General features: G+C 40.3%; 13 protein-coding genes. 7 read left to right on the plus strand and 6 right to left on the minus strand.

Annotated features, from left to right (window positions below; translation table 11 throughout):
* Positions 1-476: 476 nt before the first annotated feature.
* Positions 477-2603 carry a T9SS type A sorting domain-containing protein gene (locus BVH04_RS04265; protein WP_086540086.1) on the plus strand — a complete coding sequence of 709 codons (2127 nt, stop codon included), beginning with the start codon at positions 477-479 and terminating at the stop codon, positions 2601-2603.
* A 194-nt stretch (positions 2604-2797) separates the two neighbouring features.
* Positions 2798-4411 carry an LVIVD repeat-containing protein gene (locus BVH04_RS04270; RefSeq protein WP_086540087.1) on the plus strand — a complete coding sequence of 538 codons (1614 nt, stop codon included), beginning with the start codon at positions 2798-2800 and terminating at the stop codon, positions 4409-4411.
* Between the two features lie 234 nt (positions 4412-4645).
* Here the strand turns inward: BVH04_RS04270 and BVH04_RS04275 are convergent, their stop codons facing one another.
* Together BVH04_RS04275 and BVH04_RS04285 are read right to left on the minus strand one after the other, a co-directional pair.
* On the minus strand, positions 4646-9004 hold the full coding sequence (locus BVH04_RS04275) for an AsmA family protein (protein ID WP_086540088.1): 4359 nt from the start codon (positions 9002-9004) through the stop codon (positions 4646-4648).
* A 1096-nt stretch (positions 9005-10100) separates the two neighbouring features.
* A complete protein-coding gene (locus BVH04_RS04285; RefSeq protein WP_086540090.1) occupies positions 10101-11135 on the minus strand; it encodes an RluA family pseudouridine synthase in 1035 nt (344 codons plus the stop codon).
* Positions 11136-11193: 58 nt separating this feature from the next.
* On the opposite strand from BVH04_RS04285, the gene BVH04_RS04290 reads away from it, so the two are divergent.
* Positions 11194-12117 (plus strand): 1-aminocyclopropane-1-carboxylate deaminase/D-cysteine desulfhydrase, encoded by a 924-nt coding sequence (locus BVH04_RS04290; protein ID WP_086540091.1) that lies wholly within the window; start codon positions 11194-11196, stop codon positions 12115-12117.
* Between the two features lie 153 nt (positions 12118-12270).
* Positions 12271-13560 carry a tetratricopeptide repeat protein gene (locus BVH04_RS04295; RefSeq protein WP_086540092.1) on the plus strand — a complete coding sequence of 430 codons (1290 nt, stop codon included), beginning with the start codon at positions 12271-12273 and terminating at the stop codon, positions 13558-13560.
* Positions 13561-13571: 11 nt separating this feature from the next.
* Here BVH04_RS04295 and BVH04_RS04300 read toward each other — a convergent pair whose 3' ends face one another.
* The 3 genes from BVH04_RS04300 to BVH04_RS04315 all read right to left on the minus strand — a co-directional run bounded on the left by BVH04_RS04300 (position 13572) and on the right by BVH04_RS04315 (position 18448).
* Positions 13572-14207, minus strand: a complete 636-nt coding sequence (locus BVH04_RS04300) for an AlbA family DNA-binding domain-containing protein (protein ID WP_086540093.1) — start codon at positions 14205-14207, stop codon at positions 13572-13574.
* Positions 14208-14557: 350 nt separating this feature from the next.
* A complete protein-coding gene (gene uvrB, locus BVH04_RS04305; protein WP_086540094.1) occupies positions 14558-16600 on the minus strand; it encodes an excinuclease ABC subunit UvrB in 2043 nt (680 codons plus the stop codon).
* Positions 16601-17260: 660 nt separating this feature from the next.
* Complete coding sequence (locus tag BVH04_RS04315; RefSeq protein WP_086540096.1) at positions 17261-18448, minus strand: Lnb N-terminal periplasmic domain-containing protein; 1188 nt, start codon at positions 18446-18448, stop codon at positions 17261-17263.
* 41 nt (positions 18449-18489) lie between these two features.
* On the opposite strand from BVH04_RS04315, the gene BVH04_RS04320 reads away from it, so the two are divergent.
* The 3 genes from BVH04_RS04320 to BVH04_RS04330 all read left to right on the plus strand — a co-directional run bounded on the left by BVH04_RS04320 (position 18490) and on the right by BVH04_RS04330 (position 22858).
* A complete protein-coding gene (locus BVH04_RS04320; protein WP_086540097.1) occupies positions 18490-20805 on the plus strand; it encodes a T9SS type A sorting domain-containing protein in 2316 nt (771 codons plus the stop codon).
* Between the two features lie 243 nt (positions 20806-21048).
* Positions 21049-22362, plus strand: a complete 1314-nt coding sequence (locus BVH04_RS04325; RefSeq protein ID WP_086540098.1) for a gluconate:H+ symporter — start codon at positions 21049-21051, stop codon at positions 22360-22362.
* A gap of 22 nt (positions 22363-22384) precedes the next feature.
* Entirely contained in the window at positions 22385-22858 is a 474-nt protein-coding gene (locus BVH04_RS04330) for a RidA family protein (RefSeq protein ID WP_086540131.1), read from the plus strand.
* Positions 22859-23018: 160 nt separating this feature from the next.
* Here the strand turns inward: BVH04_RS04330 and BVH04_RS04335 are convergent, their stop codons facing one another.
* Entirely contained in the window at positions 23019-24413 is a 1395-nt protein-coding gene (locus tag BVH04_RS04335; RefSeq protein WP_086540099.1) for an MltF family protein, read from the minus strand.
* Between the last annotated feature and the right edge of the window lie 47 nt (positions 24414-24460).

The raw sequence follows: 24460 nt of genomic DNA on the forward strand, positions 1-24460 counted from the left end.
AATCACGAATGAATTTATTTATTCGGATTGAAAATCTTAGGATAAAGTTTCGAGATTACAAATCCCAAAAAGCGGAATACTCAAACCTATACCCCTAGAAAAAATATCCTTTAATGCATGGAAGAGTATTGACAAAACATACACTCGGTGAATCATCAGATTAGAAACTTGCATAAAAAAAACTGAATGATCAAATATTTTTAAGTTCTGCTCAATACGATAACATACAGCTTTCTGTTTTGAGAACTTAAATTTTTGTATTTAAATAAGGAAATCAGTACTTTCTACTTTTTGTATAGCTTAAATGCAAGTTATTATAAGAAAAACAATTCCAGTTCTACTAGGTCGATCCATCTAATGGATATAATTTAGCGTAAAGAAAAAATTTATCCCAGGCCTAAAAAAGGCTAATCCCATATTAAATCAGAAGGTCTAAAGTTTATTACTCCCTTGTGGACACCTGAATTAATTTCCTTATGAAAAGTAATTTTGTGTTTATTCTTCTATCTTTTGCTGTTACCCAGTTTTTTGGAGTCGAAGTGATGGGGCAGACTTATACTTCCAAAGCAAATGGGAATTGGAATTCTGCCTCGACTTGGACAATCACCGGCACAGCAGGTTGTAGTACTGTTCCTTCAACTCCTCCTAACGCTACAAATTCAAGATCCTGTCCAATTATAATTAATATAAATCACAATGTTAACCTCTCAAGCAGTCTAACAGTAGGCAATAATAATACTGTCTCCATCCAAATTGCTAACACCAAAACACTTTCAATAGATGATGATCTGGGTATAACAGGATACAACAACAAAAAATTAAACCTTTCAGGGTCTGGCATGCTCGAAATAGGTGATGATTTAATTTCCACAGGAAACAGTGAAATATCCATAACAGGTAATTTGACTATAGACGTAGATAAAATAGTAAATGTGAGTCAGGCTTCTACTTTCAAGTCTAATGGAAATATAAATATCACATCAAAAAGCGCCAACATTAATGGGAATGGTTCCTTAAATTTTTCAGCAAAAACCAATACTATATTTGAAACAACCAATCAAGATTTTGAAATACAGAATGGTGCTGAGGTATTTTTTTCAGGTACTTCCGGAATAGATTCTGATAGAGATTTAACGATTTCAGGTTATACACCATCAGTAAGATTTGAAGACAATTCGTATATCAAAGCCAAGAGAGATTTAACAATACAAGGTGGTGCCGTATTATCGATGTATGATAATTCTAAAATTGAATCACATGATGATCTCTTTATGGAAAATCAAAGCAAATTATTAATTTTTAATAATTCATCAGTCACTATTTCCGATAAGTCAACATTAAGTGGTGGAGTAGAGATTGTAGCAAATGAGTCTAGCAAAATCGAAATAGGAGATGATATATCAATTTCCAATCAAGGGAACATTACTTTAAATGGATTCTCGAGTTTAAAAGTATCTGGTAATACTACTCTGGAAAACGGTTCAAAAATTAATGGAAATGCTGATAATAAAATTACAATTGATGGACGTTTGACGTTGAGTGATCAATCTCTCGTAAACTTAAATGGAAATTCATCGCTTCAAGTCCAGGATAGAGCAACTATCGATACAAACAATCCAAGTGCAGGTCTAAAACTTAATGGTAATTCGACAGGTAAGTTTAATTCAGAGGTAAGGCTTAATCGCAATGCAAGTACCTTAGTTAGCTCTGGAACTTCATCAATCACATTTAAAGATGATGTAAAAGTAAGAAATGGTGCAGATGTTATTCTGCAGGGTAATTCGACTGTCACCAGTGAAAAAGATATAATTCTTGATAATAACTACGGAACCTCTTGGACAAACTCTCAGTCAGTAATTGTATTGGTAGAAGGTGATTTTTTAAAAGGAAGAAATAGTAACCTGAATGTAAGAAATTCTTCCTCTTTTGAAATAACTGGCAGTTTTCCCACAGAAGGAAGCGATCCAAGAATAAAAGTTGATTCTTCGCCAGCTTACTATGGTGCGTTGCGCATCCTGCCAGTAGAATTCCTGTACTTCTACGCCGACTATCAACCCGAAACTAAATCTGGTTTGCTTACTTGGGCCACCTCAAAAGAATGGGAAAACTCTCACTTCGAGATAGAGCGTGGGGTGAATACTATTAATACTTGGGAAACAGTAGGAAGAGTAGAAGGCAATGGCTACTCTGAAGGTCCTATTGAATATTCATTTACTAACGATATTCTTCCGATTACAAGGGGAAATATCTTCTATAGACTAAAGCAAGTGGACTTCGATGGTAGCTATACCTACAGTTCAACCAGAGCGATTCAGGCACAAAATACTTCTGAAGCTAAAACCGCTTGGAATGTTTATCCTAACCCAAGCTCTCTTGGGAGTGAAGTAAACGTGAAATTAATCCAGCCTGGAAGCTTCCAAGACGGAAAAATTCATGTTGCTCTAAGTAACCTACTTGGTCAAATCAAGTCCTATTATACATCCTCACCTGAGGAAATTACATCCATTATATCCGACTGGCTCAATGCTTCTGCTTCCGGACTTTATATCCTAGATATTTCATGGGGAAATCAAAGACAGCAAGTCAAGCTGATGAGAAATTGATTGCTAAAATCACCAAGACTTTCTTAACATCAATTTTTTAAATCAGAATATTATTTCAACTTTGTGCTTAATGAATTCATTTTTTGTTATCTAAAGTCTAATAAATTGGATTTTACAGAATAAAATTCTAAAAACTATACTCGAACTACAATTTTCAGGAGATAAAAAACATCTCAGCTTTTAATCAAAAAATTATGAAAAAACATTATTTACTCGGCCTAGCGCTTGTCTTTGCGCTTTACTCATGTAATGACAGCTCAGATCCAATGAATAATGGCTCCATCACCATCAATTCTGACAGTGAGTCACTCACTGCACGTGTCAAAATGGACAACGCTGGAGTTATTGGATTGATTGACCCTTCCGCCCCTGCAGGCAGAATTCAAGAAGTGGCTTCAGAGCTTCCTCTTGTTTTGGTTTCCCAAGTAGATGCCCCAGTAGTGGGTGGCCAAACTCTTCGCGCAACTCACGTAGATATCGAAGGCAACTACGCTTATGTATCCTACAATACGGAAGGCGAAACATACTTAGGTGCTGTTGATATTTTCGACATCACCAGCCCTTATAGCCCAAAGATAACAGAACAAGCTATTTTTTCAGATACGGACATTAGCTCCTTAGAATTCAAGAATGGTAAGCTTTACTTAGCAGCGGCTGTTAACATCGACGAAAACTCTGATGTAACTTCTCCTGCTAACTTAATCACCGTTTCTGTTTCTGGTGGCAAATTCACTTCGGGCTTTGTGTACAGTTCTTTGCCTGGTTATGTGGCGACAGATGTTGTAAACACAAATTCTAATACGGCGGTAACCAGCGGTAATGACGGTATAATTGGACTATTTGATGCCACTCAAACTCCTGGAGCTACTTCTGAAATAGAAGATCTAAGAGCAGTAGCTTTTGGAAGTGATAAACTCGCAGTGCTTACGGGTAATGCTGGAGTAAAAATCCTGGATCCAAACAGTCTTTCCGAGCTATTTACTATTCCCATGACAGCTGATGTAGCTGGTGCTAAAAGAACCTTGGATATTGCCGACGGTAATCTTTTTGTATCTGAAGGAGCAAACGGTGCTGGCATATATAAAATGACAGATGGTAGTTTAATTAAAAAACTGCACATTCCAATCAAGCCTGAGGATGTGGATGCGGGAGATATCGTAACCAATGCTGTTTCAGTAGATGACAATTTGCTATTCATGGCCAACGGTGCAGCTGGCATTTCTATCTCAGACGTTTCCAATCTGGCAGCAATCAAGCAATTTGGTGTGTTGGATTTGGATGGATCTTCTAATTTCGTGAGGAATGAAGAAGAATTTGTGTTCGTAGCTACTGGTTTCGGTGGCCTTCAAATTTTGAAAATCAACAAGAGTGAAGTATCAACGGATGTCTCTTGCGTAGGACTGTCTAGCTATACTGGTAATTCAAACTTAAATATTAACAGCAATGAGTCTCAATCTTACGCTGGATCAAGCGTATTGAAAAACGTAAATATTGGAGGCACTTTCTTATTCTGTGGTTCTTTGGCAATCGAGCAAAACTTGAATATCAATAGTAATGGATTGATGACCGTGAACGGTTCATTTGCTTTTGGTCAATACAAGAAAAATACAAGCTTAAACATCAACAGCCAGTCAAAACTACAGCTTCATGGCAGCACAGTAATCTATGGAGATCTAAAATTAAACAGTGGAGCGACTCTTGAGTTCTTAGGAGAAGGCAATACGATTACAGTATATGGAAAAGTTTCTATCAATAGTGGAGCTAAAATAATAGGGAAATATACTGATACGGAAGGAAATTTGAAATAACCACTTCCCTTTATTAGCATAGAGAGCCGATCTAGCCCTGGATCGGCTTTTTTGTTATAGACTCATATACCGCTGAACTAACGGAGTACACCATTGATACTTAACTGTACTTGCCTGGTTCAAGGTCCTCAGACTTGGACCTTCATTTTTACAGTGTCCTGCAGGCAAAGGAAGGCTCGTACAGCGTCGTACTTCTGGGACTGCGACAGATCACTGACCACTTTTCACCTGACTCTACTCCTCTTCTTCTTTTCTCTTTGGCGGCTTTGCCTGTCCCAATCCCACAGCACCTTTTAATCCGCTGAAAGTAGCTCTCCACCATCCTCCAAAAATAAACTTGGACTTATCACGCTCAAAGTATATTCTTGAGGTTACACGACGATTAAAAAAATTTCTTGGGTTACTTTTTTTGGTAAAGGTATTAGCGAGAAAGGTAAACAGACCTAGCTTTCCTCGTCCTCTTTCTAAGGTGAGGCTATCCAAAAATTCAATTTTTAAGTCCTCATACATAAATTTCATTTTACCCTTGGCTGCGTCATCATCTATTTTGAAATCCCACTTTCCATTCGTCACGTTACCATCGACGACATTGATAAAGGCGACATTTGAAATTATACTATTCAACTTGGTCAGATCAAACTCTCCCAATTCCACCTCTACGTTCATAGGGTAAGGATCTCCAAAACGCATATCTGCCTTCAATGTGACATCACCTTCGCCCATCAATTGAGCTGTTGCAAATAAAATACTGGACTTCAGCGGGAATTCCTCTGTGCTTTTCCGCATCACAAAAGGAGCAATAGAAGCATCTAGATCTTCGAAGCTAATCGAACCTGGAAGCATGGCTTTGGGGACGAACTCTTGATATCGGACTAACCCATCACGTACTATCACCGAATCTACCTCCAAATCAAATTGGGCGTTTTCCATGAGATATTGCGGCATAGGCTTGATTATCCCTTCTTCGCGAGGAATTCTCTTATCTCTGAAAACATCCACTTGCAGTCCTTCCACTCTCAGCACATGAGCCTTTAGATTTTGATTGCTGAAATACTCGTCAAAATCTATGTCTTCTATCCGTACCTTCGCCACAAAAGCGTCTATTGTATTGTCCTGATACTCTTTTTTGCGCAAATAGTCATAGCGTCCCATCGCTGGCTGGAAATGAACACTGTCTAGAACAATCGCATTATCGAGATACCTTATCCTCCCGATTCTCAATTTATTTAAACTGTCTTTGGTATAAATGTGATAATTCGTCAGCGAAAGACTCAAATCTTTTTCCAGCAATAATTGTGGACTTAGGTCAGTGCCTTTCTTCATCAAATCGAGATTCAATTCTTCCAATCCAAGGTTAACATTACTGAATGCCATCCTTGGAATCTGACCTGTGTCCTTATTGTGAAGTACAATATTGCCGTTGTTGATAAGCACATCCTGAAGTAAGATTGATTCTATCAATCCCACATTAGTAGTTTTTATTGAATCCGATTTTAGCTTTGGCTTACGCGATTTACTTGTCGTATCGAGGTATACGTCGATTTTGGGATTCATCAACCTTAGCTGAGTAAGATCTAATACGCCGGTAGTTTGTATCTCTCTGATCGTATTATTCTTCACTCCCAGCTCATCTATTTTAGCGGATAAAATAGGCGAACCAGGGTTTCCTGTTATAGTGCTGGGGACTATTTCAAAGTTGGAGAATATGGTCTCAGCAGCTGAATTATCCACATAAAGATTAGAAAATTTGATCGTATGGATACTATCAGGCAAGGTGTACGAAAAATCATTCAGGGTCAGATTTATTTCATTAAACAATCCTGCGATGTCCTTTTGTGCATTGGCCGCTGAGTCAAGATTCAAACCTTTTATTCCCAGGTCAAAGTCTGTCTGGATCAATTCGAAACCATCCTTACCTACCCTGTAATTCATACTCAACCTGGAATTTGTTGCTTTTATATCTCCGATAGAAATCTGCTCAATAGATTTTGGAAGCGTCTTGGCTGAGCGTAGACTGGTCTTCACTTCGGTTTCTTCCCTCTGAAAATTCTTGTTAATCTCAAGATTGATCGCACTTCCATCCACAGCTAGCTTATCGAGTTTCAGCTGATTCTCAAATAAGAACGACTCAATATCAACGCCCTCAAGAGATACACTTGGAAGATTCAACGATAAAGCAATTTTGCTTTGGATAGACTTACTAGGACTTAGCGTCAGGTTATCTATTTCTATTGTTTTCGATCGAGAATTAAATCGAAGACCATCTGTATCCACATCGTAATTTCCACCTGCCACGCTGAAATCATATTTCCTCAGAATAAGGTCAATTTCATCCGAAAAAAACGTTCTACCAGGACTTTTCTCAAGCCCTTTTTCAAGATAAAAGCCTTTCAAACTCAGTGAAAGACTATCCTCACTAAGGGAAAGATCCTTCTTTCCTGCGAAATTCTTATACTGAACTTGCCCATTGCTGAAACTTATAGAATCTATCTGAATCGAAGAAAAATAAGAGGTAAGTAAACCCTCTATTTCATCTGATGAATCTACTTGGGCAGTTGTAGAGTTTCCATTACTATTCTTTCTAAATCGAGTCAAACTTGCTACTGGAGAGGGCACAAGAATTTGATTGATTATCAACTTCTCATCCATATAAGCTGACATCAAATCGATCCCCTCTACGCGAAACTCTGGAATGGAGATATCCAAAATGACAGACTTCCCATAGGCATCAAGAATCACTTGTGTAGAATCAGGATTTTCAGGCCTCAGCGTGAAGTTATTGATCACCACGAGAGAATTCTTAGAATCTATCAGCACCTTATCTGCCATGAACTCATGGAGATTGTCACGCAATTTGAGTCTATACTTATCCAAACTCAGCACCATATCATCAGCTAAAAATATATTGCGAACATCTGACTCAGAATTTGGTTGGAGCAATACATTTTCAAGCAACAAACTGAACCGTTCAAATCCAATGTCATTACTTCTGACTCCCTTTTCATTTGTAAATTGAACTTCCCCATCACGCAGATCCATTTTACCAATCGCTATCTCGTCCAGATAGCCTTCCAAAAGCTCTCTGATGGGCACTGTGTTTTGACTATCATCTCTTTGGCTGAGCTCAGTGATTTCCACATTGGGAGATTGTATGAGCATCTCGTCAATATTGAAAACACCCTCGTTGTACAAACGCTTCAAGTTGGCTTTTGAAAGCACAAGTTTCGGAAGGGAAATTCGGATAATCTGGTTCGCTACACCATTTTTAAGAGCATCTTCCCTAGGCTCCATATGAACGTTTTCGACGACAATCTCATCTTTGAAAGAGGATACACTTACCCTATCTCCGTAGATTATATGGACATTATCTGACAGATACAAGTCAGCCTTTTCAATGTCCATAGCGGCTTCTTCTCCATAGAAAAACTGGTCTGTTTTTCTGGATTCATCTTCTCCCAGATAAAAATTGATCATTTTGAAGCCAAGCTTTTTGATATCAATCCGATTTTTGAGCGTATCTGCTAAACTATAGGTAGTGAATTTCCCATTATTCACTGAGAGTTCCTGTACCTCAAAGGACTTCAAAATGCCCTCAATCAATTCATTCAAATCTCCAGTGGCAGTACTATCCTTTTTGCTGTCACTATTATCCACGACTAGAAACTCTGGATCGTTCAAGACAATTTCATCTATCCTGACGTTTGAAGTCATAAATGCCTTGTTCAAATCAACATTTCCAACTCGAAGTTCGCTCAGCAAAACATCATAATAAGCTCTACTTTCAACGGTTTTATCAGAATAGAGCCGAAAACCATTTATTTCGATCATGTTGTCCAGAGAACTTATATAAACTTTCTCGGACTGAAGGGAATGCACTCCGTCAGGCAGTGGGAAAACCACATTTTCCAGATCAAACTCAAACCCTCTGGCATTGAAAGGAGTCGTCCACTCATCTTTGGTCGCCCAATTAATATCCTTCACTAGCAACCTGGTATTCTCAGCTTTAAGAGAGTTCTGGCTTAGAAAGTTTAGGAAGAATAAATCTGCGTTATTGATTTCCAATTCACTGATATAAACCCCAGTGAAATTGATCTTATCAATTATCTTTTTTAGCTCGTCCTCTAAAGCTTTTACTGGAGATCCTTTGCTTTCCTCTTCATTTCTATCTTCTGAATCTAACTTTGGGGGCAAATCCATGCTAATATTAGGATTGTCAAACTCTAAGCTTCCCACGTACAAAATTTCCTCAGAGAAATCATACCACAGATTCTTAAGTGCCAATTGATCCAAAGTCAAATCAAACAATGCCTGGTTTTGTCCCGGCTTACGTTCACCTATGGGCTTCATCACGATGCCGTCCATGAAAAGTCCGCGCCTGAGTAGAGAAAATCTAATTCTATTAAAATCAACTAAATATACATCCTTGGCTGCTTCATTAATTTTCCTCCTCGCCCAGTTGGAGAGCAGTAAGTTTGAGCCAAAATAGATTACAAACTCCAAAAAAAGTATAGCTAAAAAAGTAAACATCACCCATCTCAGTACCTTCTTTCTAAGAGGATGTCTGGAATGCTTCTCTTTATGCTCTTTTGTCATTCAGTTGGTTTTTTGTCTAAAATAGGTATTTAAGGACAAATTTAAACGAAAAAAGCAGCACTTCAGTGCTGCTTTTTCATGCTGTAGGAGAAGGATTCGAACCTCCACGGGGCAGTTAGGCAATAGTCCGGTAGAATTACGCTTTGTACTTTCGATCCCGATAGCTATCAGGACCGGATCCCCACCCCCGAGACAGGAGGGCTTGTCTGCCAGTTTCAACATCCTACAATGATGGATTTGTACTCGTCACCGGCCTTTTGCCAGCTTTAATGGTTTAAAAGAAAACCAAAGGTTAATAGGTTTGAAAGAGCAAGATTCTCAGACCGATTAAAACAAACTAGTCTCAACCGTTTATAATTTCGCTGGGTCAAAATTAGAAATACCATTGGTTTATTAAAATTTTAATAACAATTAATTAATTTTTTTGCAGTATTTATAATGATTATAACTTATACATGCCATATCAATAAATTTTAGCACAATTTAAGCTAGGCAATTAATAAATTAATAATTGAAGCAGCTAAGTATTTACACAAAATCTTATTCGGACTATAGGTTTTAACACCAAATTAAAAATGAGAGTCAATTTGATAAGGACATAAAAAAAACCATGAAACAAAATTTCATGGTTTTAGTCAATTAACAATAAACCCAAAATAACCTGCTGTAGGAGAAGGATTCGAACCTCCACGGAGTAGTTAGGCAAATTTACGAGCTCGCTAAATGCTTTATCCTATGACCTCCACCCTCGAGACAGGAGGGCTTGTCTGCCAATTTCAACATCCTACAATGTTGTGTAATTTCAATGTATTTTGAGTGCTTACCGTCTGTTTGCTCTCTTTCTATGATTCAAATATAGCAGACTGGTTTGTTTATTAAAAATAATTCAAAAATAAAAGTGAATTTTTACAGTATATTTAATGAAATCGATTGAAAAATACATTATCGTTAAAATCAATATTAATATCGTGCCTTAAATTGACTATTTTTCAACGTTACTGATCAAAATTGCCAATACAGCCATTGAAGCATGTTTTTATTGCGAAATTCATATCATTTCAATTGAAATGTTACTAATTCAGCAATCAAACCTCTCTTATTCAAAATTCACATAGTTCTCCCACTTATCCAAAACTGCCTGAAAATCCTCGGGTAGCGGAGCTTCGAAATACAGTTTTTCCTTAGTCACCGGATGTATAAACCCCAACGAAAGCGCATGTAATGCTTGTCTTGGCAAAAGAGTAAATGCATTGTGGACAAAGGTCTTGTACTTAGAGAATTGAGTACCTTTTCGGATTTTGTCTCCACCGTATGTTTCATCATTGAACAGCGGATGCCCCAAATATTTCATGTGAGCACGGATCTGATGCGTACGTCCAGTCTCCAGATTACATTGTACCAGCGATACATATCTGAGCCTCTTCAGCATTTTCCAGTGGGTAACGGCATGCTTGCCCTGACTTCCATCAGGAAACACATCCATTATTTTTCTGTTTTTGGCACTTCTGCCTACATGACCGGTAATGGTACCAGACTCCTCTTCCATTTCACCCCATACAAGTGCCTGATACGTTCGCTCTATTGTATGGTGGAAAAACTGGGAAGCTAAATGAGTCATCGCATCCTCCGATTTGGCGATCACGAGCAGTCCAGATGTATCCTTATCTATGCGATGAACCAGTCCTGGTCTGCCTTCATTGCCTTTCATCTCTGGCAAATTCTGAAAGTAGTACACCAATGCATTGACCAATGTGCCTGTCCAATTGCCATGCGCGGGATGAACTACCATGCCTGCGGCCTTATTCACTACCAGTATATGTTGATCTTCGAAGACAATATTCAACGGAATATTCTCAGGGACAACCTCCGTATCTCGTGGCGGTTTGCCAAAAAGTACCCGAATATCATCCAGCGGTTTTACCTTATAGCTACCCTTGATCGATTCGCCATTCACTTGGATCGCGCCTGCGTCTATGGCTTGTTGAATCTTATTTCGGGTGGCAAAAGCTATCTTATCTGTCAAAAACTTGTCGATCCTGATCGGAGTCTGGCCTTTATCGATTACAAACTTGAAATGCTCATAAAGTTCTAACTCTTCCTCATCAAAATCTTCCATTGGTTGCATGCTCATGCTGCAAAAATAGGATTATCAGGCTTAACTTTGGCACCTCTGCAAAAAAGCACCTTAAATGCTCCTCCCAAATCCAGTTCCAGTCCAGTTTTTAACTCATGATCTACTTGAGAAAAAAGGAATCGAACTGGCCATCAAACGTCTGAATTTAATCCATCCCAAAGTTTCCGGAAACAAATTTTTCAAGCTCAAATACAATCTGGAAAAAGCTAAAAGTGAACGTAAAAGCAAGATTCTGACTTTTGGAGGGGCTTTTTCGAATCATATCTATGCCACAGCCGAAGCAACAAATGCGGAGAACCTAGAATCGATTGGCATCATACGGGGAGAAAGAACCGAGTCTCTAAACGCTACTCTTTCGCATGCATCAGAGCTTGGGATGAACCTTCATTTTATTGATAGAAAAAGCTACAGAAATAAAACAGAGCCAGAATTTCTAGCGAGATTAAAAGAAAAATTCGGTGATTTCTATCTTATTCCTGAAGGTGGAACCAACGAACTAGCTATAGAAGGCACCAAAGAAATTTTAATTGAAGAAGATAAGGAATTCTCACATATCTGTAGTTCAATAGGAACTGGAGGAACTTTCGCAGGGCTATACGCTTCAATTTCTGAAAATCAAAAATTACTTGGTTTTTCCTCGCTTAAAGGCGAATTCATTCAGAAAGAAATCACTGACCTAATCGAGAAATATCAACTCACCAGTAAAGAATCTTACGAGATTCTTACGAATTATCACTTTGGTGGCTACGCCAAATACAAGCAAGAATTAATCGATTTTATCTGGTGGTTTTATGAAAGCTTCGGAATAGTCTTAGATCCGATTTATACCGGTAAAATGGCTTTTGGGATCTGGGATCTAATCAAGAAAAATCATTTTGCCAAAGGATCCAAAATCCTAATGATTCATTCTGGAGGACTTCAGGGAAATACTGGATTTACTGAAAGGACAGGGATTTCTTTACCCTCCATTTCTGAATAAAATACCTGTCAAAGACACGTACTGCCACAGCAATTGTCAGCAAAATTAATTAGGTGTTTTAGATCTGAAGATCAATTTTTCAGGCTATTTAAATTGTCTCATTAATTGATATTTCAGACATTTGAAATCATTCCTCCATCTTTCACTAATTATATGGCTAAGAATAAGAAAAGAAAAGGTGCCTCCATCAAAGCTCCGGCGATCAGTCCAAAAAAATACATACAGACCAAAGCCAGACAATTGCCTATTTACGCCTGTTATATTAATCAAGACTGGGAAAGCTCAAAACTAGCTCAAATAGTCGTCGCGAGGAAACATACAAATGGCAACCTCACTTTTGCCGCATATCTGACAGACTTGCTTGGACTGGGAGTGAAGGACACGATGTTCAATTATAACCAACCCATTTTTGCATTTGACGAACTTATAAAGGGGATGGGAGAGGATATGATTATTTGTGATTACGCAATGGCGCATAATCTGATTTATGGAGCGGCAGACTTTGCTTATGGCTATGCTATCAAATCTCATAAAGACTGGGATCTCACCCAATACCTACTGGAAGAAGATACGGAGGCTATTCCATTGATTGAATTTGAGTTTGGGATCGATGGTAAACCCGTGTTTTTACCAGGCAATGAAGAGGATGATCATGCAGACTATTGGGATGATGAAGAAGAATTTGACGAGGAAGATTTGATAAATGAAGCCCAAAAGCTGATGTTTAAGACGATCGATCTCGCTTATGGCAAAAGCTTTCCAAAGGGAAAGGATGATTTTGAGCAGTTGATTAAAAATGCACACGAGCAATTAACCATTACAGAGGAGCCTATTTACGAACCGAATGCGGAGATGGCGGATTCGATTGAATCCATATACAATAAACTTCGCGAGCTCACAGAATCCGGGAGCATAGATGGGATTTCCAATTTCCAAAAACATATTTCAGAGAAAATCACGCAATATCCTGAAAACCCAATTTTTCACAATTATTTGGCAAACAGTTACTTTCTAATAAGGGATGTTAAAAAAGGGACACAGCTTTTTGAGCAGTGTGTAATTGATTTTCCTGATTACCTATTGGGAAGATTGTTCTTAGCTTTTCAGCTGATCCAAAATAAGAAATACTCAAGAGCTTGGGAAATCCTCGAAGGTAAATATCAATTGCAAGAGCTCATGCCAAGTAGAAAGATCTTTCACATCCAGGAAGTTTACTTTTTCTATGCTGTGGTGTCTTTATGCATATTTTTTCGTGAAAATGACTTCGAAAAAGCACTGCCTTACTATGACCTGATACTTTCCAATGAGGAAGATTCAATGAATTGGTTTTCTGTGGAAACGGCTGTCGAGACTTTATCAAGGGCGAAGGTGGATGCACTTGAAAAAAAATATGGAAAAGATCTACCGGAAATCGTGGAGCAATTGGGAGTTCTACAGATTTGATCTCCAATGATTTATTCTTTAAGCGTAAAATAATCCTCCGATTCCTGTGGATGAATTTGAAGCACATTTGCCAGCACTAGCCTCACCAATGTTTTAGATGCTAGAAATCTTGGCAGATTCGCAAGCTTCGCAAATTCCTTCAGCGTAATTTTATCGGATGCACTCAGGGCTTTCATTAAGATATCTTCCTTATTTCCATAAGTAAAAACCATGTCTTTTGGATTTTTACCTCTTCGCAAAATCTCCCAAACTTCCTTACTCGCCTGCACAGATCGATCTGCCACGCGAATGAACGCATGTTTTCTGTCTGATTCTTTAAGGTAATGTGGCCGATGTGCGCTCACGGGAACCTTGAAAACCGCAACTCCCCTTTTCTCACTTAGCTTCAGGGAAAACAACTCGTATTCTAATCGAGGAAAAATAAGGGCATGGATAGCTTTTTCCATCACAAAAACCTCCTCCTCTATATAGCGCTGCCCACTGACCGTGCCGTCATCGTCCACTCCGATCAGCAAGCTGCCACCCGAAGTATTGGCAAACGCGATAAGTTCACGCACAATCTTCTCAGGAAAAGTTGCCTTCTTTTTGAATTCTATTCTCAGACCCTCGCCTTTCGCAGCGAGCAACTTCACATCCTGAAGTGTCATTTTTAGTAGATTTTTAGATAGCGTTAATTGTGAATCTGATTATCCGTAATTATGCCCGTAACCTTATTTTCTTTGCTTAACTGGCACGAAGACCGATGACGTCCCGATAGAATATTGGGAGTAGTAGCAGCAATACTAGTGTTTACCATATATTAAGCCACTTTTTTGTTTTTTATTTGTGCATTTGCGGATATACATACTTGTGAATTGAAACTTGTAGTTATGGTTCGAACCCGCAAATAGATGAAAGTAAAATAACTAGTTCTCCCTTTCAGGATACAAATACAGAGTTGCGTCCTCTGCGTAAACCTCTGTGTTTTCTCCGCGGTTAAAATAAACATTCTAAACTCCTACTTTCTTACTCCCTGATTCAGCTGATCCAACCTTGATTTCTGGGATTGCCACTCGTCCCGAAGCCGCGCAGCTTCCATGAAGTTCAGCTCTTTCGCAGCTTTCTCCATCAACTTCTGTGTTTGCTGGATCAGTTTCTCCAGCTTATCCTTGCTTAGGTATTGCACCACTGGATCAGCTGCCATGCTCGCTTCTCCAGGCATAGGCTCCGCATAGAACTTAGGGTTTTTCTTCGAGTCAGCTACTTTGGTTTGTCCCATGATTTTATCATGCGACTTCACCACCGTAGTCGGCGTAATGCCATGCTCCAAATTATATTCTATTTGTAAGACCCTTCTTCGCTTCGTTTCATCCATAGCCAATTGCATGGAATTGGTGATTTTATCAGCATACATAATCACACGCCCTTCAGAATTTCGAGCTGCACGGCCAATGGTTTGCACCAAACTTCGTTCATTTCTCAAGAAACCTTCCTTATCCGCATCCAAAATAGCCACCAATGAAACCTCCGGTAAATCCAGACCTTCTCTCAATAAATTTACTCCAACAAGCACATCAAAAATCCCCAAGCGTAATTCCCGCAAGATTTCAACCCGATCAAGCGTTTTCACCTCAGAGTGGATATAGCGAGACTTCACGCCGGCTCTTTCAAGGAATTTCTGAAGTTCTTCAGCCATTCGTTTAGTCAATGTCGTGACCAAAGTTCTAGCGCCAGATTTAATAGTCTGATCTATTTCCTCCAGCAAATCATCTATCTGATTTTGACTTGGTCTCACCTCAATCGTAGGATCCAAAAGCCCCGTAGGACGGATAATTTGCTCCACTACCACACCTTCGGTCAATGACAACTCATAATCAGCCGGAGTAGCAGAGACATAAATCGCTTGATTTGTGAGATCCTGAAACTCTTCAAATTTCAAAGGACGATTGTCCAAAGCCGAAGGAAGGCGAAAACCAAAATCCACCAAATTGATCTTCCTGGATCTATCTCCTCCCCACATCGCTCTGACCTGTGGCAGAGTCACGTGACTTTCATCCACAATCAGCAGAAAATCATCCGGAAAATAATCTATGAGGCAGAATGGTCTTGCTCCCGGCGCTCTTCTATCGAAATACCTCGAGTAATTTTCCACACCAGAACAATACCCTAACTCTCTCATCATTTCCAAATCGAACTCTGTGCGCTCCTGAAGACGTTTTGCCTCTGCAAATCTCCCCTCTCTTTCAAAGAAATTCACTTGATCCACCATGTCATATTGGATCTCATGGATGGCAGTTTGCAAGGTGTCTTTACCAGTCACAAATAGGTTTGCCGGAAAAATCGAAATGATCTTCTCGTCATTTAGCTTTTTTCCAGTTGCCGGGTCAAAGCGCTGAATCGCCTCAATCTCGTCTCCCCAGAAGAAAATTCGATATCCCCAGTCAGCATAAGCCACAAAGATATCCACTGTATCACCTTTCACCCGGAAAGTCCCATGGGTCAGATCATGCTGAGTTCGACTGTAGAGTATATCCACCAATTTGAACAGCAACTGATTTCTTGGAATTCGATCGCCTTCCTGAAGTTTGATGACATTTTTCCCAAACTCATCAGGATTTCCTATACCGTAAATACAGGACACGGAAGCAACGACGATCACGTCCCTGCGACCAGTCAGCAAAGAAGAAGTAGCACTTAGGCGCAGCTTCTCGATCTCTTCATTGATCGAAAGATCCTTTTCTATATAAGTGCCGGAGCTAGGGATAAAAGCCTCTGGCTGATAGTAATCGTAATAGGAGATAAAATACTCGACGGAATTTTCGGGAAAAAATTGCTTGAACTCCCCATACAATTGCGCCGCCAGCGTCTTATTATGACTTAAAACCAAAGTTGGCTTTTGAGTTTGCTGAATTACGTTTGCTACTGTAAATGTTTTGCCAGAACCCGTCACACCAAGCAGAACCTGAGCCTGATCGCCGTTATTTACTCCCTCCGTGAGCTGTTCTATAGCTTTGGGTTGATCTCCAGTTGGTTGATAATCTGAGGTAAGTTTGAATTCCATAAGCTTCGTCCGAAAGTACCCAACACCAATCCCCCATACAAAAGTTTAATCAGGCAAGAATTTCTAGATCGGAGTGAATTTTGGTTTTAGCTTTCTGCTTTTAATCAAATATGATTATAGGGAATCTTGCCAGTAGAAAATTATAGGTTCGATAATCCAAATACACATTGAATTCAGGTTTACTCCGGTCTTCGGTCATCCAACCCATTGACCAAAGAGAATTCGCGTACTGGCAGAATAGCTTACATACAGATAATCGGATAATAAAATCTCCGAAAAATCTTTCTGGAAGTAACTTATTCAAATACTGATCGTGCCGTTGGCACTCAATAAAAATCCATTGCCTTTTTTAACCCAGAATCTAATTCTGGGCTTTTAAAGGCCTTGCCTTTGGCAAGGGGTTTGAAAATAATGGATGGTAATTGTGCCAAAGGCACAATCTGTAAGAGCCCTGAATGCAGCAAAGCGAAATTCAGGGTATTATTATCAAACCAAGAACTATAGCGTGCCAAAGGCACGATCAGTATTATTGCTATTTGTCTTAGATTTCCTTGTCAGGCTGAGCAAAGTCGAAGCCTTTCTGTCGATAAGCACATACTTTGCTATTAGCTAAAGCGAGATCAAGGTAATACTGAATAATGAAGTGCCGAATCCGAAGACTCAAACCACCCTTTTAAACTTCCCAAGATTATAATACAAATAGTTCGTTCTCAGAATCAGTACCAAAAGCAATGGCATAAGACTTGGGTGAAAGGACTGCCAGCCCAAAATCCAGAAAACGACCGCTGCATCTGCCATAATCAACGCAAAGAGTAAGTATTTCAACACCCAAGGTTTGATAGTCTTCTTGAGCAAAACAATGGCTAGCACCAGGTGGCCAGGGAAAGCCCAGAGAATATTCCAGTTGTACTTGGTAGAGGGGATTTCCGACCCTATCCAAAGCGCAGACATCACTACCCCTATGATTCCCAGTATTCCAAAAAATGCCACATCAAACCCTACAAAGAGCTTTTTCTTCTTGAACCCTAGAAATGTAATACCGGTAAAAACGATGGCAACTACCCAGAAAATCCAGTAGGGATTGACCGCGCCAAAAGAACCGGTTGGTTTTTCAAAATCTAAAATCACCCTGCTTTTTTCCACCAGAGGACGAGTAGGTCCGTCGCCTTGGATCTCTGCTCTGGCAAAAGCTTCCTCCACATACTTTGGCAGGAACTGTTCTTCCAGCGGAGTGGCGTCTCTATCCAGCCGAGAACCCAGCGCCAAATCAATCCCCAGATCCGACCAAGTCATATAATAAACCATCTCATCTATCAATTCCCGAAAGCTCTTATCCACAGGTTCCCGCACAGCATCGTCCCAGACCAGCTGATCCCCCAGCACCGTGCTGATCGCATCGCGCACACGGGTAGCACAATTGTCAAAGAAAAAATCGTAGCGATAAGCGCGGTTTTCAGGCAGATAGTTTGTCTGCAGAAACAGGATCAAATCCAGCTTCTGCTGCTCATTGAGATTCAGCACTTGCTCCCGCACAGAGCGATTGAAGTAATCGTACTCTGCGATGAAGCGATCAAAGGTGGACACGGAGAGAAAGTAATCCAGTCTGCCTCCGGCAAATTTGAGGACAAAATTAGGAGCGCCGAAGTCAAACGTACCGTAGTTGTACACCACATCCCTGCCCGAATCCAAATCCAGCACCCGAATCCCACTGTGCCCAAAGGAGCTGTAAATCTGCTCACCGGGATCACAGGTCAACAGGCTTATCTGATACTGCTGGGCTTGCAAAGAATCTAAACTGCTGACAGTCAGTAAAAAAAATAAACTAGTTACTATTTTTTTAAAATTCATTTCACTAAATTATAAAACGCTTTTTCAAGATATTTTTTCGAATGAAAACACGGGGCAAAACGTTGGCCCAAGAGGCAATTTTTCAATGCCGAATATACTTCATATTCTCGGCAGTTGCATTTCATTGCCTTTACTTAAACGTCGCATTTAGCCAGGAAATTGGTTCTTACCGCACAATTGCTTCTGGGAATTTTGGAAATATAGGTATCTGGCAAGTGTATGATGGTGCTATTTGGTCACCTGCTACTTTAAAGCCAAGTCAGATTAATGATATTTATATTGACCGCACTCATTTGTTAACGCTGACTGGAAATGAAGAGGTAAAGAGTTTGTTTATTAACGCTGATGCCGGTGCTGCGCAAAAATTAAATCTAAATGGAAATAATCTAGATATATATGGAACACTACAGGCCTTCGATGGTGCAGCTCCAGGAATACCCGCTGGCACAAATGCAAGCTTGGACTGGATTGGAAATTCCTTATCTAGCACGATTACATTTAAAGGAGGAAGTAGAGTAATTATTCCAGATGGCACATGGTCAGCACAATCCACGAATAGTCGTTACGCTGTCATTTTTGATCCAGGATCGGGGATTGAACTCATTACTCAAAGAGCCTTCAAAGCTTTGCAATTCACAATCAGATCAGGAATCGTTAACCAAAAAATAAATACCACATCTATACCAAATGCTTGTTCTACTTTTTCTTTTAATACAAACAACTCATTTGGATCTAATGAATACGGTGACTTTATAATAGAAACTGGAGCAAAATTAATAAGTGAATGTAGTAGCGATATACTATTTCGAAGTGGAACAGCTTCTACACCTAGATCAGCTGCTCTCTTCGATCTCCAAGCAGGAGGTGAGCTAATTCTTGAAGGCTCCTCCCCACAAATTGAAGCAGCAAACATACAACTAGACGGCAAAGTCACTTACAGAAAAAACTCAGGCACACAAAACTTTCTTTCAAAATCGTACGCTAGTTCTACCTTACCACAGAATTTCCATGACCTAGAAATTCAAGGCTCTCAAAATGTCAATTTACCTGCTACATTGTCTTTAACTGGTAATATCTCTCAAATAGGAAGTGGAGCATTCAATCTTTCAAACACAGAACTCCATATTATCGGATCAACAGATCAAACAGTTTCAGGCTTTGCCATGAACGTGAATGATCTTATTGTAAATAAGCCAGCAGGAACAGCTTTTTTTGAGCAAAATCTCATCGTAAGAAATAAACTTTCGATGGATGCTGGTGAAATAAATTTTCAGGGAAACAATCTAATCCTGAACACCTTGGGGAGTGGAGGATTGGAGTATAATGGAGGACAATGGAGAAATCTAGGACTATTTACTTATCAAAATACGCCAACTTCTCTTACAGCTTTAAATGCCACTTTCCCTTTTTACGATCTATATCAAGGCGGAATCCGAAAAGTTCAAATGCTCGGAACTTCAGCAGGGGGAAACCTGACGATACAATTCACAGAATATAAAGGAGCAGATTTTAATCCTAGCTTCAACGACTTGGATAGCACTCCTATACTCTATCGCCTATTCAGCTATTTCCAGTTTTCCGGATTAGCCTCAACATCCAATCCTCTCGAACTGAGAATTTCAGCTAATAATTTAATCGTTGATAATCCCGATGATGTGAGATTAGTCTGTACTGGTTACGCAGCGCCAGGAGTTCATGTTCCTGGTACTGATACTTCAGAACTTTGGGCAATTAGAGAACTGACTTTTGATGATCTCCCGGGCAAAAACTTCACTGTCGGCAGCTTCAGAACATTGACTATCCTTCCCGTTACCTGGCTCTCGCTATCAGCCAAACTTAAAGATACTGCTAGGCAGATCACTTGGTCGGTCGCGCAGGAAAAAGACAATGAAAAGTTTGAGATCTATAGTTCTACGGATCCGTTGATGGGATGGTCAAAAATAGGAGAAGTCTCAAGCGACGGAAATTCAGATGTTCCCGTTTCTTATACTTTCATAGATGAAAGCCTGCCAAGGTTTATCGATTCCTATTACCGTATCAAGCAAATAGATTTTTCTGGCAAATGGTCTTGGAGCCATGTCGTCCGACATGAAAACGACTTTTCAAAATCAACAGATCGACTTTCAATATTCCCCAATCCTCATACGAATGGCAAAATCCGAGTTAGCGTACCAGAATCTTTCCATTCAGAAAAAACTCAAGTACTGATTTACTCTACTCAAGGGGTTTTGATTTCATCCTTTAGCTTTAATGATATTGAATTCTCCGAAAGATTAGAAATAATGCAACCGGGGGTATACTTAATTACTTTTTCAAACTCGGATATCTCGGTTCAAATGAGGTGGATTAAACATTAATAGTGCATATGAGTGAAGGTGTATCCTAATGAATTCGCGTTCATGAGTGATGTTTGGCATTTGCATATAAAATCCCCCTTGCCCTCCGCCGCGGCGCAGGGATTTGCCGAAATTAAACTCAATCCATGATTCTAAGAATTTACGTGCAGTTTAAGCCAATGCGCATTATCGCGTAATCTCTCAAACCGAAACGCACTTTACCCCAATTTTTTTATCTTAGCCAGCTAAACCCAACCTATTCCTATGACCATTGTTCTTGTTTTGCTCAGTATTGCCATCCTTGTGCTGCTGATCGTCTGGGCTAAGCTCAATCCTTTTTTAGCATTTTTGATCTCATCCATTTGTGCAGGTTTCCTGCTCGGACTACCCGCAGACCAGATCGCAGGCTCCGTGCAGCGGGGCATGGGGGTATTGTTGGGAGACTTGGTCATCGTGATTGTGATGGGCGCGATGCTCGGCAAGCTAGTGGCCGAAAGTGGTGCTGCCCAGCAAATAGCCGGTTTCCTAATGAAGATCTTTGGAAAGAAACACATCACCTGGGCTATGTCCATCACGGGTTTGGTGGTGGGAATTCCCTTATTCTACAACGTAGGCTTTGTACTGTTAGTCCCGCTGGCTTTTACCGTAGCCTACCAATATAAAATCTCTGCAGTCTATGTGGGCATTCCACTATTGGCAGCCCTTTCTGTTACCCATGGCTTTTTGCCACCGCATCCGTCGCCAGCTGCATTAGTAGCTCAGTTTGATGCGAATATGGGCTTGACGTTGTTCTACGGTTTCATGATCGCTATCCCTACCATCGCACTTGCAGGGCCTATTTTTGCTAAGACATTGAAAAACATGAAGGCTGAACCTCTTAAAACTTTTCAGGCTGAAATAAAACCTGAATCAGAGCTTCCATCTGCCGCAAACAGCTTTTTCACTGCACTACTTCCTGTCGTATTATTGGTAGGGACCACCGCTCTCAATCTCAATGTAACTGAAGAAAGTCCCCTTGCCCCTATCATTTCCTTTGTGGCAGATCCGGGAATCGTGATGTTGGTTTCAGTGCTTATTGCTACTTACACGCTCGGTTTAAGACGCAATTTCAACATGAGGCAAATCATGGATCTATACACTGTAGCTACCAAAGATATCGCTATGATTCTATTGATTGTGGCTGGCGCTGGCGCATTGAAGCAAATTTTCACAGATACAGGAGTCAGTCTAGAGATCGCTGAAGGTCTGCAATCGTGGGATATTCATCCGCTGATCTTAGCCTGGACCATTACTGCTATTATTCGCGTTTGTGTGGGTTCTGCTACCGTAGCAGGACTGACTACGGCAGGTATTATCGCTCCGCTAGTCACTACCATGAATGTGGATCCAAATCTCTTAGTACTTTCCATCGGAGCTGGAAGTTTGATGTTCTCCCATTTCAATGATGGAGGATTCTGGATGTATAAGGAGTTTTTCAACGTCAGCATCAAAGACACTTTAAAATCTTGGTCACTGATGGAAACCATTGTAGCTGTAGCAGGCTTGGCGGGAGTCCTGATCTTGGACATTTTTGTATAATTTCAAAGAAAATCTAAATTACATGGAAACCCCTGAAAGCAATTTCTCCAAACTTGGTCTCTCACTTCCTCCTGCACCAAAACCACTTGGTGTATATAAGCCCTGCCTGATTGACGGCAAATACCTTTATCTCTCTGGCCATGGCACAGTGCAGGATGATGGCAGCCTGATCGTGGGAAGAATAGGTGAAGACTTAGATATAGAAGCAGGAAAACTAGCTGCAAGACAAGTAGGACTCGCGATGCTTGCTACCATCAAAGCAAATCTAGGCTCACTCAGTCGTGTAAAGCGCGTGATCAAAGTCCTGGGAATGGTGAATTGCATCTCGACTTTTGAGCGTCACCCTTACATCATCAATGGTTGCAGCGAATTATTCGCACAGGTATGGGGAGAAGAATATGGTATCGGAGTCAGATCCGCTGTCGGTATGGGATCGCTGCCAGGTAATATTCCTGTCGAAGTGGAGGCAATGTTTGAGCTGCACGAAGGAGCCTAAGGCTAAAATGAATCTATTAGAATCCAAAAGTGAATTGGTCAAGAGGGACACATACCAAGGCAGAAATGGTCTTACTTTCAGTGGTCTGTGCGACACAGAAAAAAGCGTCAGCTTTTATACTTTGGGTGGTCTGTGTCCCACAGACCACGGTCCCCGGAGTTTAGGGCTGCACGAGTGCCTTGTAAGATTCAAACACGCTCATCACATCTTTGACGTAGTTTACGGCCAGATGTCCTTTGGCGAAGCCACTCTTCACAATCGGATCCCGGTAATAATCGGGATCACTTTTTAGTACTAAAAATTTGGAAACATCAGCCCAAGTCTGGGTATTTTCCCCAAATTTCATGGTCAATCTCCAGGCGTCTTCTACATGTCCATGACCGATATTATAAGAAGCTAAGATGAATTTCAGGCGCTCGCTGGTATCTGGCACTCTTTCCATCCAGAACTTGTCCAAGTATCTCAGATATCTAACTCCTCCCATGAGAGACTGTGAAGGATCATTGGGGTTTTCTACCCCAAAGCGTTCTAATGTCACAGGCATCAATTGAAGCAATCCCTTTGCGCCAGCATAGGAAGTCGCAACGGTATCGAACCTAGACTCTTTATATACCAAAGAAGCCAACAATCGCCAATCCCAGCCCAATAGCTCAGCTCCATCTTTGATAATATCATCATAAGCAGAAATCTGATTTCCTACAAGAGATGAGAAAGGGCTATTGGTTCGGAAATAACTGTTTTTCGAATTCAGGAAATATTTTGCGTACAATTCAGGGATAAATCGCTTTTTCTTTTCCTTAAGCCAATCATTCAGTGAAGCCAATAGCTTGGGAGAATTCTCACGAACTACCCATGACACATCGCCTTCTTTCTGGACTTTCCAAGAAATATCCAGCCCTTCGTAATAGGTAGCATTGGCTTGTGCAATATTCTGATCGGCTATGGTCCACTTGATTTTCCCATCTACCACCTGGTCAATTAGCATTTCCTCGTGATCAGGTGTAGGAATTATGGTATAGGTCAACTTCAGGGAATCCTTCAACGAGCAAAGTTGAGTTTTGTAAACTGCACCTTCACGCACATATATTGTGTCTGAAGCTAATTGATCCCAAGAAGTGATTTGTCCAGACGTTTCGTTGCCTACTAGGACGGTATTCATTTTACCTAAAGGAAGAGAAAAGGAAGTTTTCTCAGACCTTTCCATGTTCTTCTCAAGATTCATGGCAATCAAATCCACTTTACCCTCAAGTAAGTAATCAAATGCTCTATCTATATCCGCTACCATGACTAAGTGCAATTGCACATTCAATCTTTTGGCTAAATCACGAAGTAATTCATACTCGTAACCCATTCTTCGTCCACGATAGATATAATAACCCGTGGAATTATTATCCACTGCAGCTCGGATAAATCCACGGTTTTGGATTCCCTGAAGATCGAGTAAATAGGCTTCCTCCTTGGGATTGGAGCCAAAATGCTTCTCAATGAAGGTACATTGCACACCAAAGAGGAGAAGTATTACTACGGAGGAAAATAGGATTAATATTTTTTTCATTCACTAGAGCCGTAAGACTCTGGATGTTACACAAAAGCCCATTTGGC

Origin of the sequence: Algoriphagus antarcticus, assembly GCF_002150685.1 — a bacterium.
In the GTDB taxonomy this organism is placed as follows: Bacteria; Bacteroidota; Bacteroidia; order Cytophagales; family Cyclobacteriaceae; genus Algoriphagus; species Algoriphagus antarcticus.

Excerpts from the sequence above, each read along its gene's own strand:
- BVH04_RS04335 (WP_086540099.1), bottom strand. The coding sequence starts at position 24,413 with ATGAAAAAAATATTAATCCTATTTTCCTCCGTAGTAATACTTCTCCTC.
- BVH04_RS04285 (WP_086540090.1), bottom strand. The coding sequence starts at position 11,135 with ATGAGCATGCAACCAATGGAAGATTTTGATGAGGAAGAGTTAGAACTT.
- BVH04_RS04320 (WP_086540097.1), top strand. The coding sequence starts at position 18,490 with ATGAAAACACGGGGCAAAACGTTGGCCCAAGAGGCAATTTTTCAATGC.
- BVH04_RS04325 (WP_086540098.1), top strand. The coding sequence starts at position 21,049 with ATGACCATTGTTCTTGTTTTGCTCAGTATTGCCATCCTTGTGCTGCTG.
- BVH04_RS04330 (WP_086540131.1), top strand. The coding sequence starts at position 22,385 with ATGGAAACCCCTGAAAGCAATTTCTCCAAACTTGGTCTCTCACTTCCT.
- BVH04_RS04270 (WP_086540087.1), top strand. The coding sequence starts at position 2,798 with ATGAAAAAACATTATTTACTCGGCCTAGCGCTTGTCTTTGCGCTTTAC.
- BVH04_RS04290 (WP_086540091.1), top strand. The coding sequence starts at position 11,194 with ATGCTCCTCCCAAATCCAGTTCCAGTCCAGTTTTTAACTCATGATCTA.
- BVH04_RS04315 (WP_086540096.1), bottom strand. The coding sequence starts at position 18,448 with ATGAATTTTAAAAAAATAGTAACTAGTTTATTTTTTTTACTGACTGTC.
- uvrB (WP_086540094.1), bottom strand. The coding sequence starts at position 16,600 with ATGGAATTCAAACTTACCTCAGATTATCAACCAACTGGAGATCAACCC.
- BVH04_RS04265 (WP_086540086.1), top strand. The coding sequence starts at position 477 with ATGAAAAGTAATTTTGTGTTTATTCTTCTATCTTTTGCTGTTACCCAG.
- BVH04_RS04275 (WP_086540088.1), bottom strand. The coding sequence starts at position 9,004 with ATGACAAAAGAGCATAAAGAGAAGCATTCCAGACATCCTCTTAGAAAG.
- BVH04_RS04295 (WP_086540092.1), top strand. The coding sequence starts at position 12,271 with ATGGCTAAGAATAAGAAAAGAAAAGGTGCCTCCATCAAAGCTCCGGCG.
- BVH04_RS04300 (WP_086540093.1), bottom strand. The coding sequence starts at position 14,207 with ATGACACTTCAGGATGTGAAGTTGCTCGCTGCGAAAGGCGAGGGTCTG.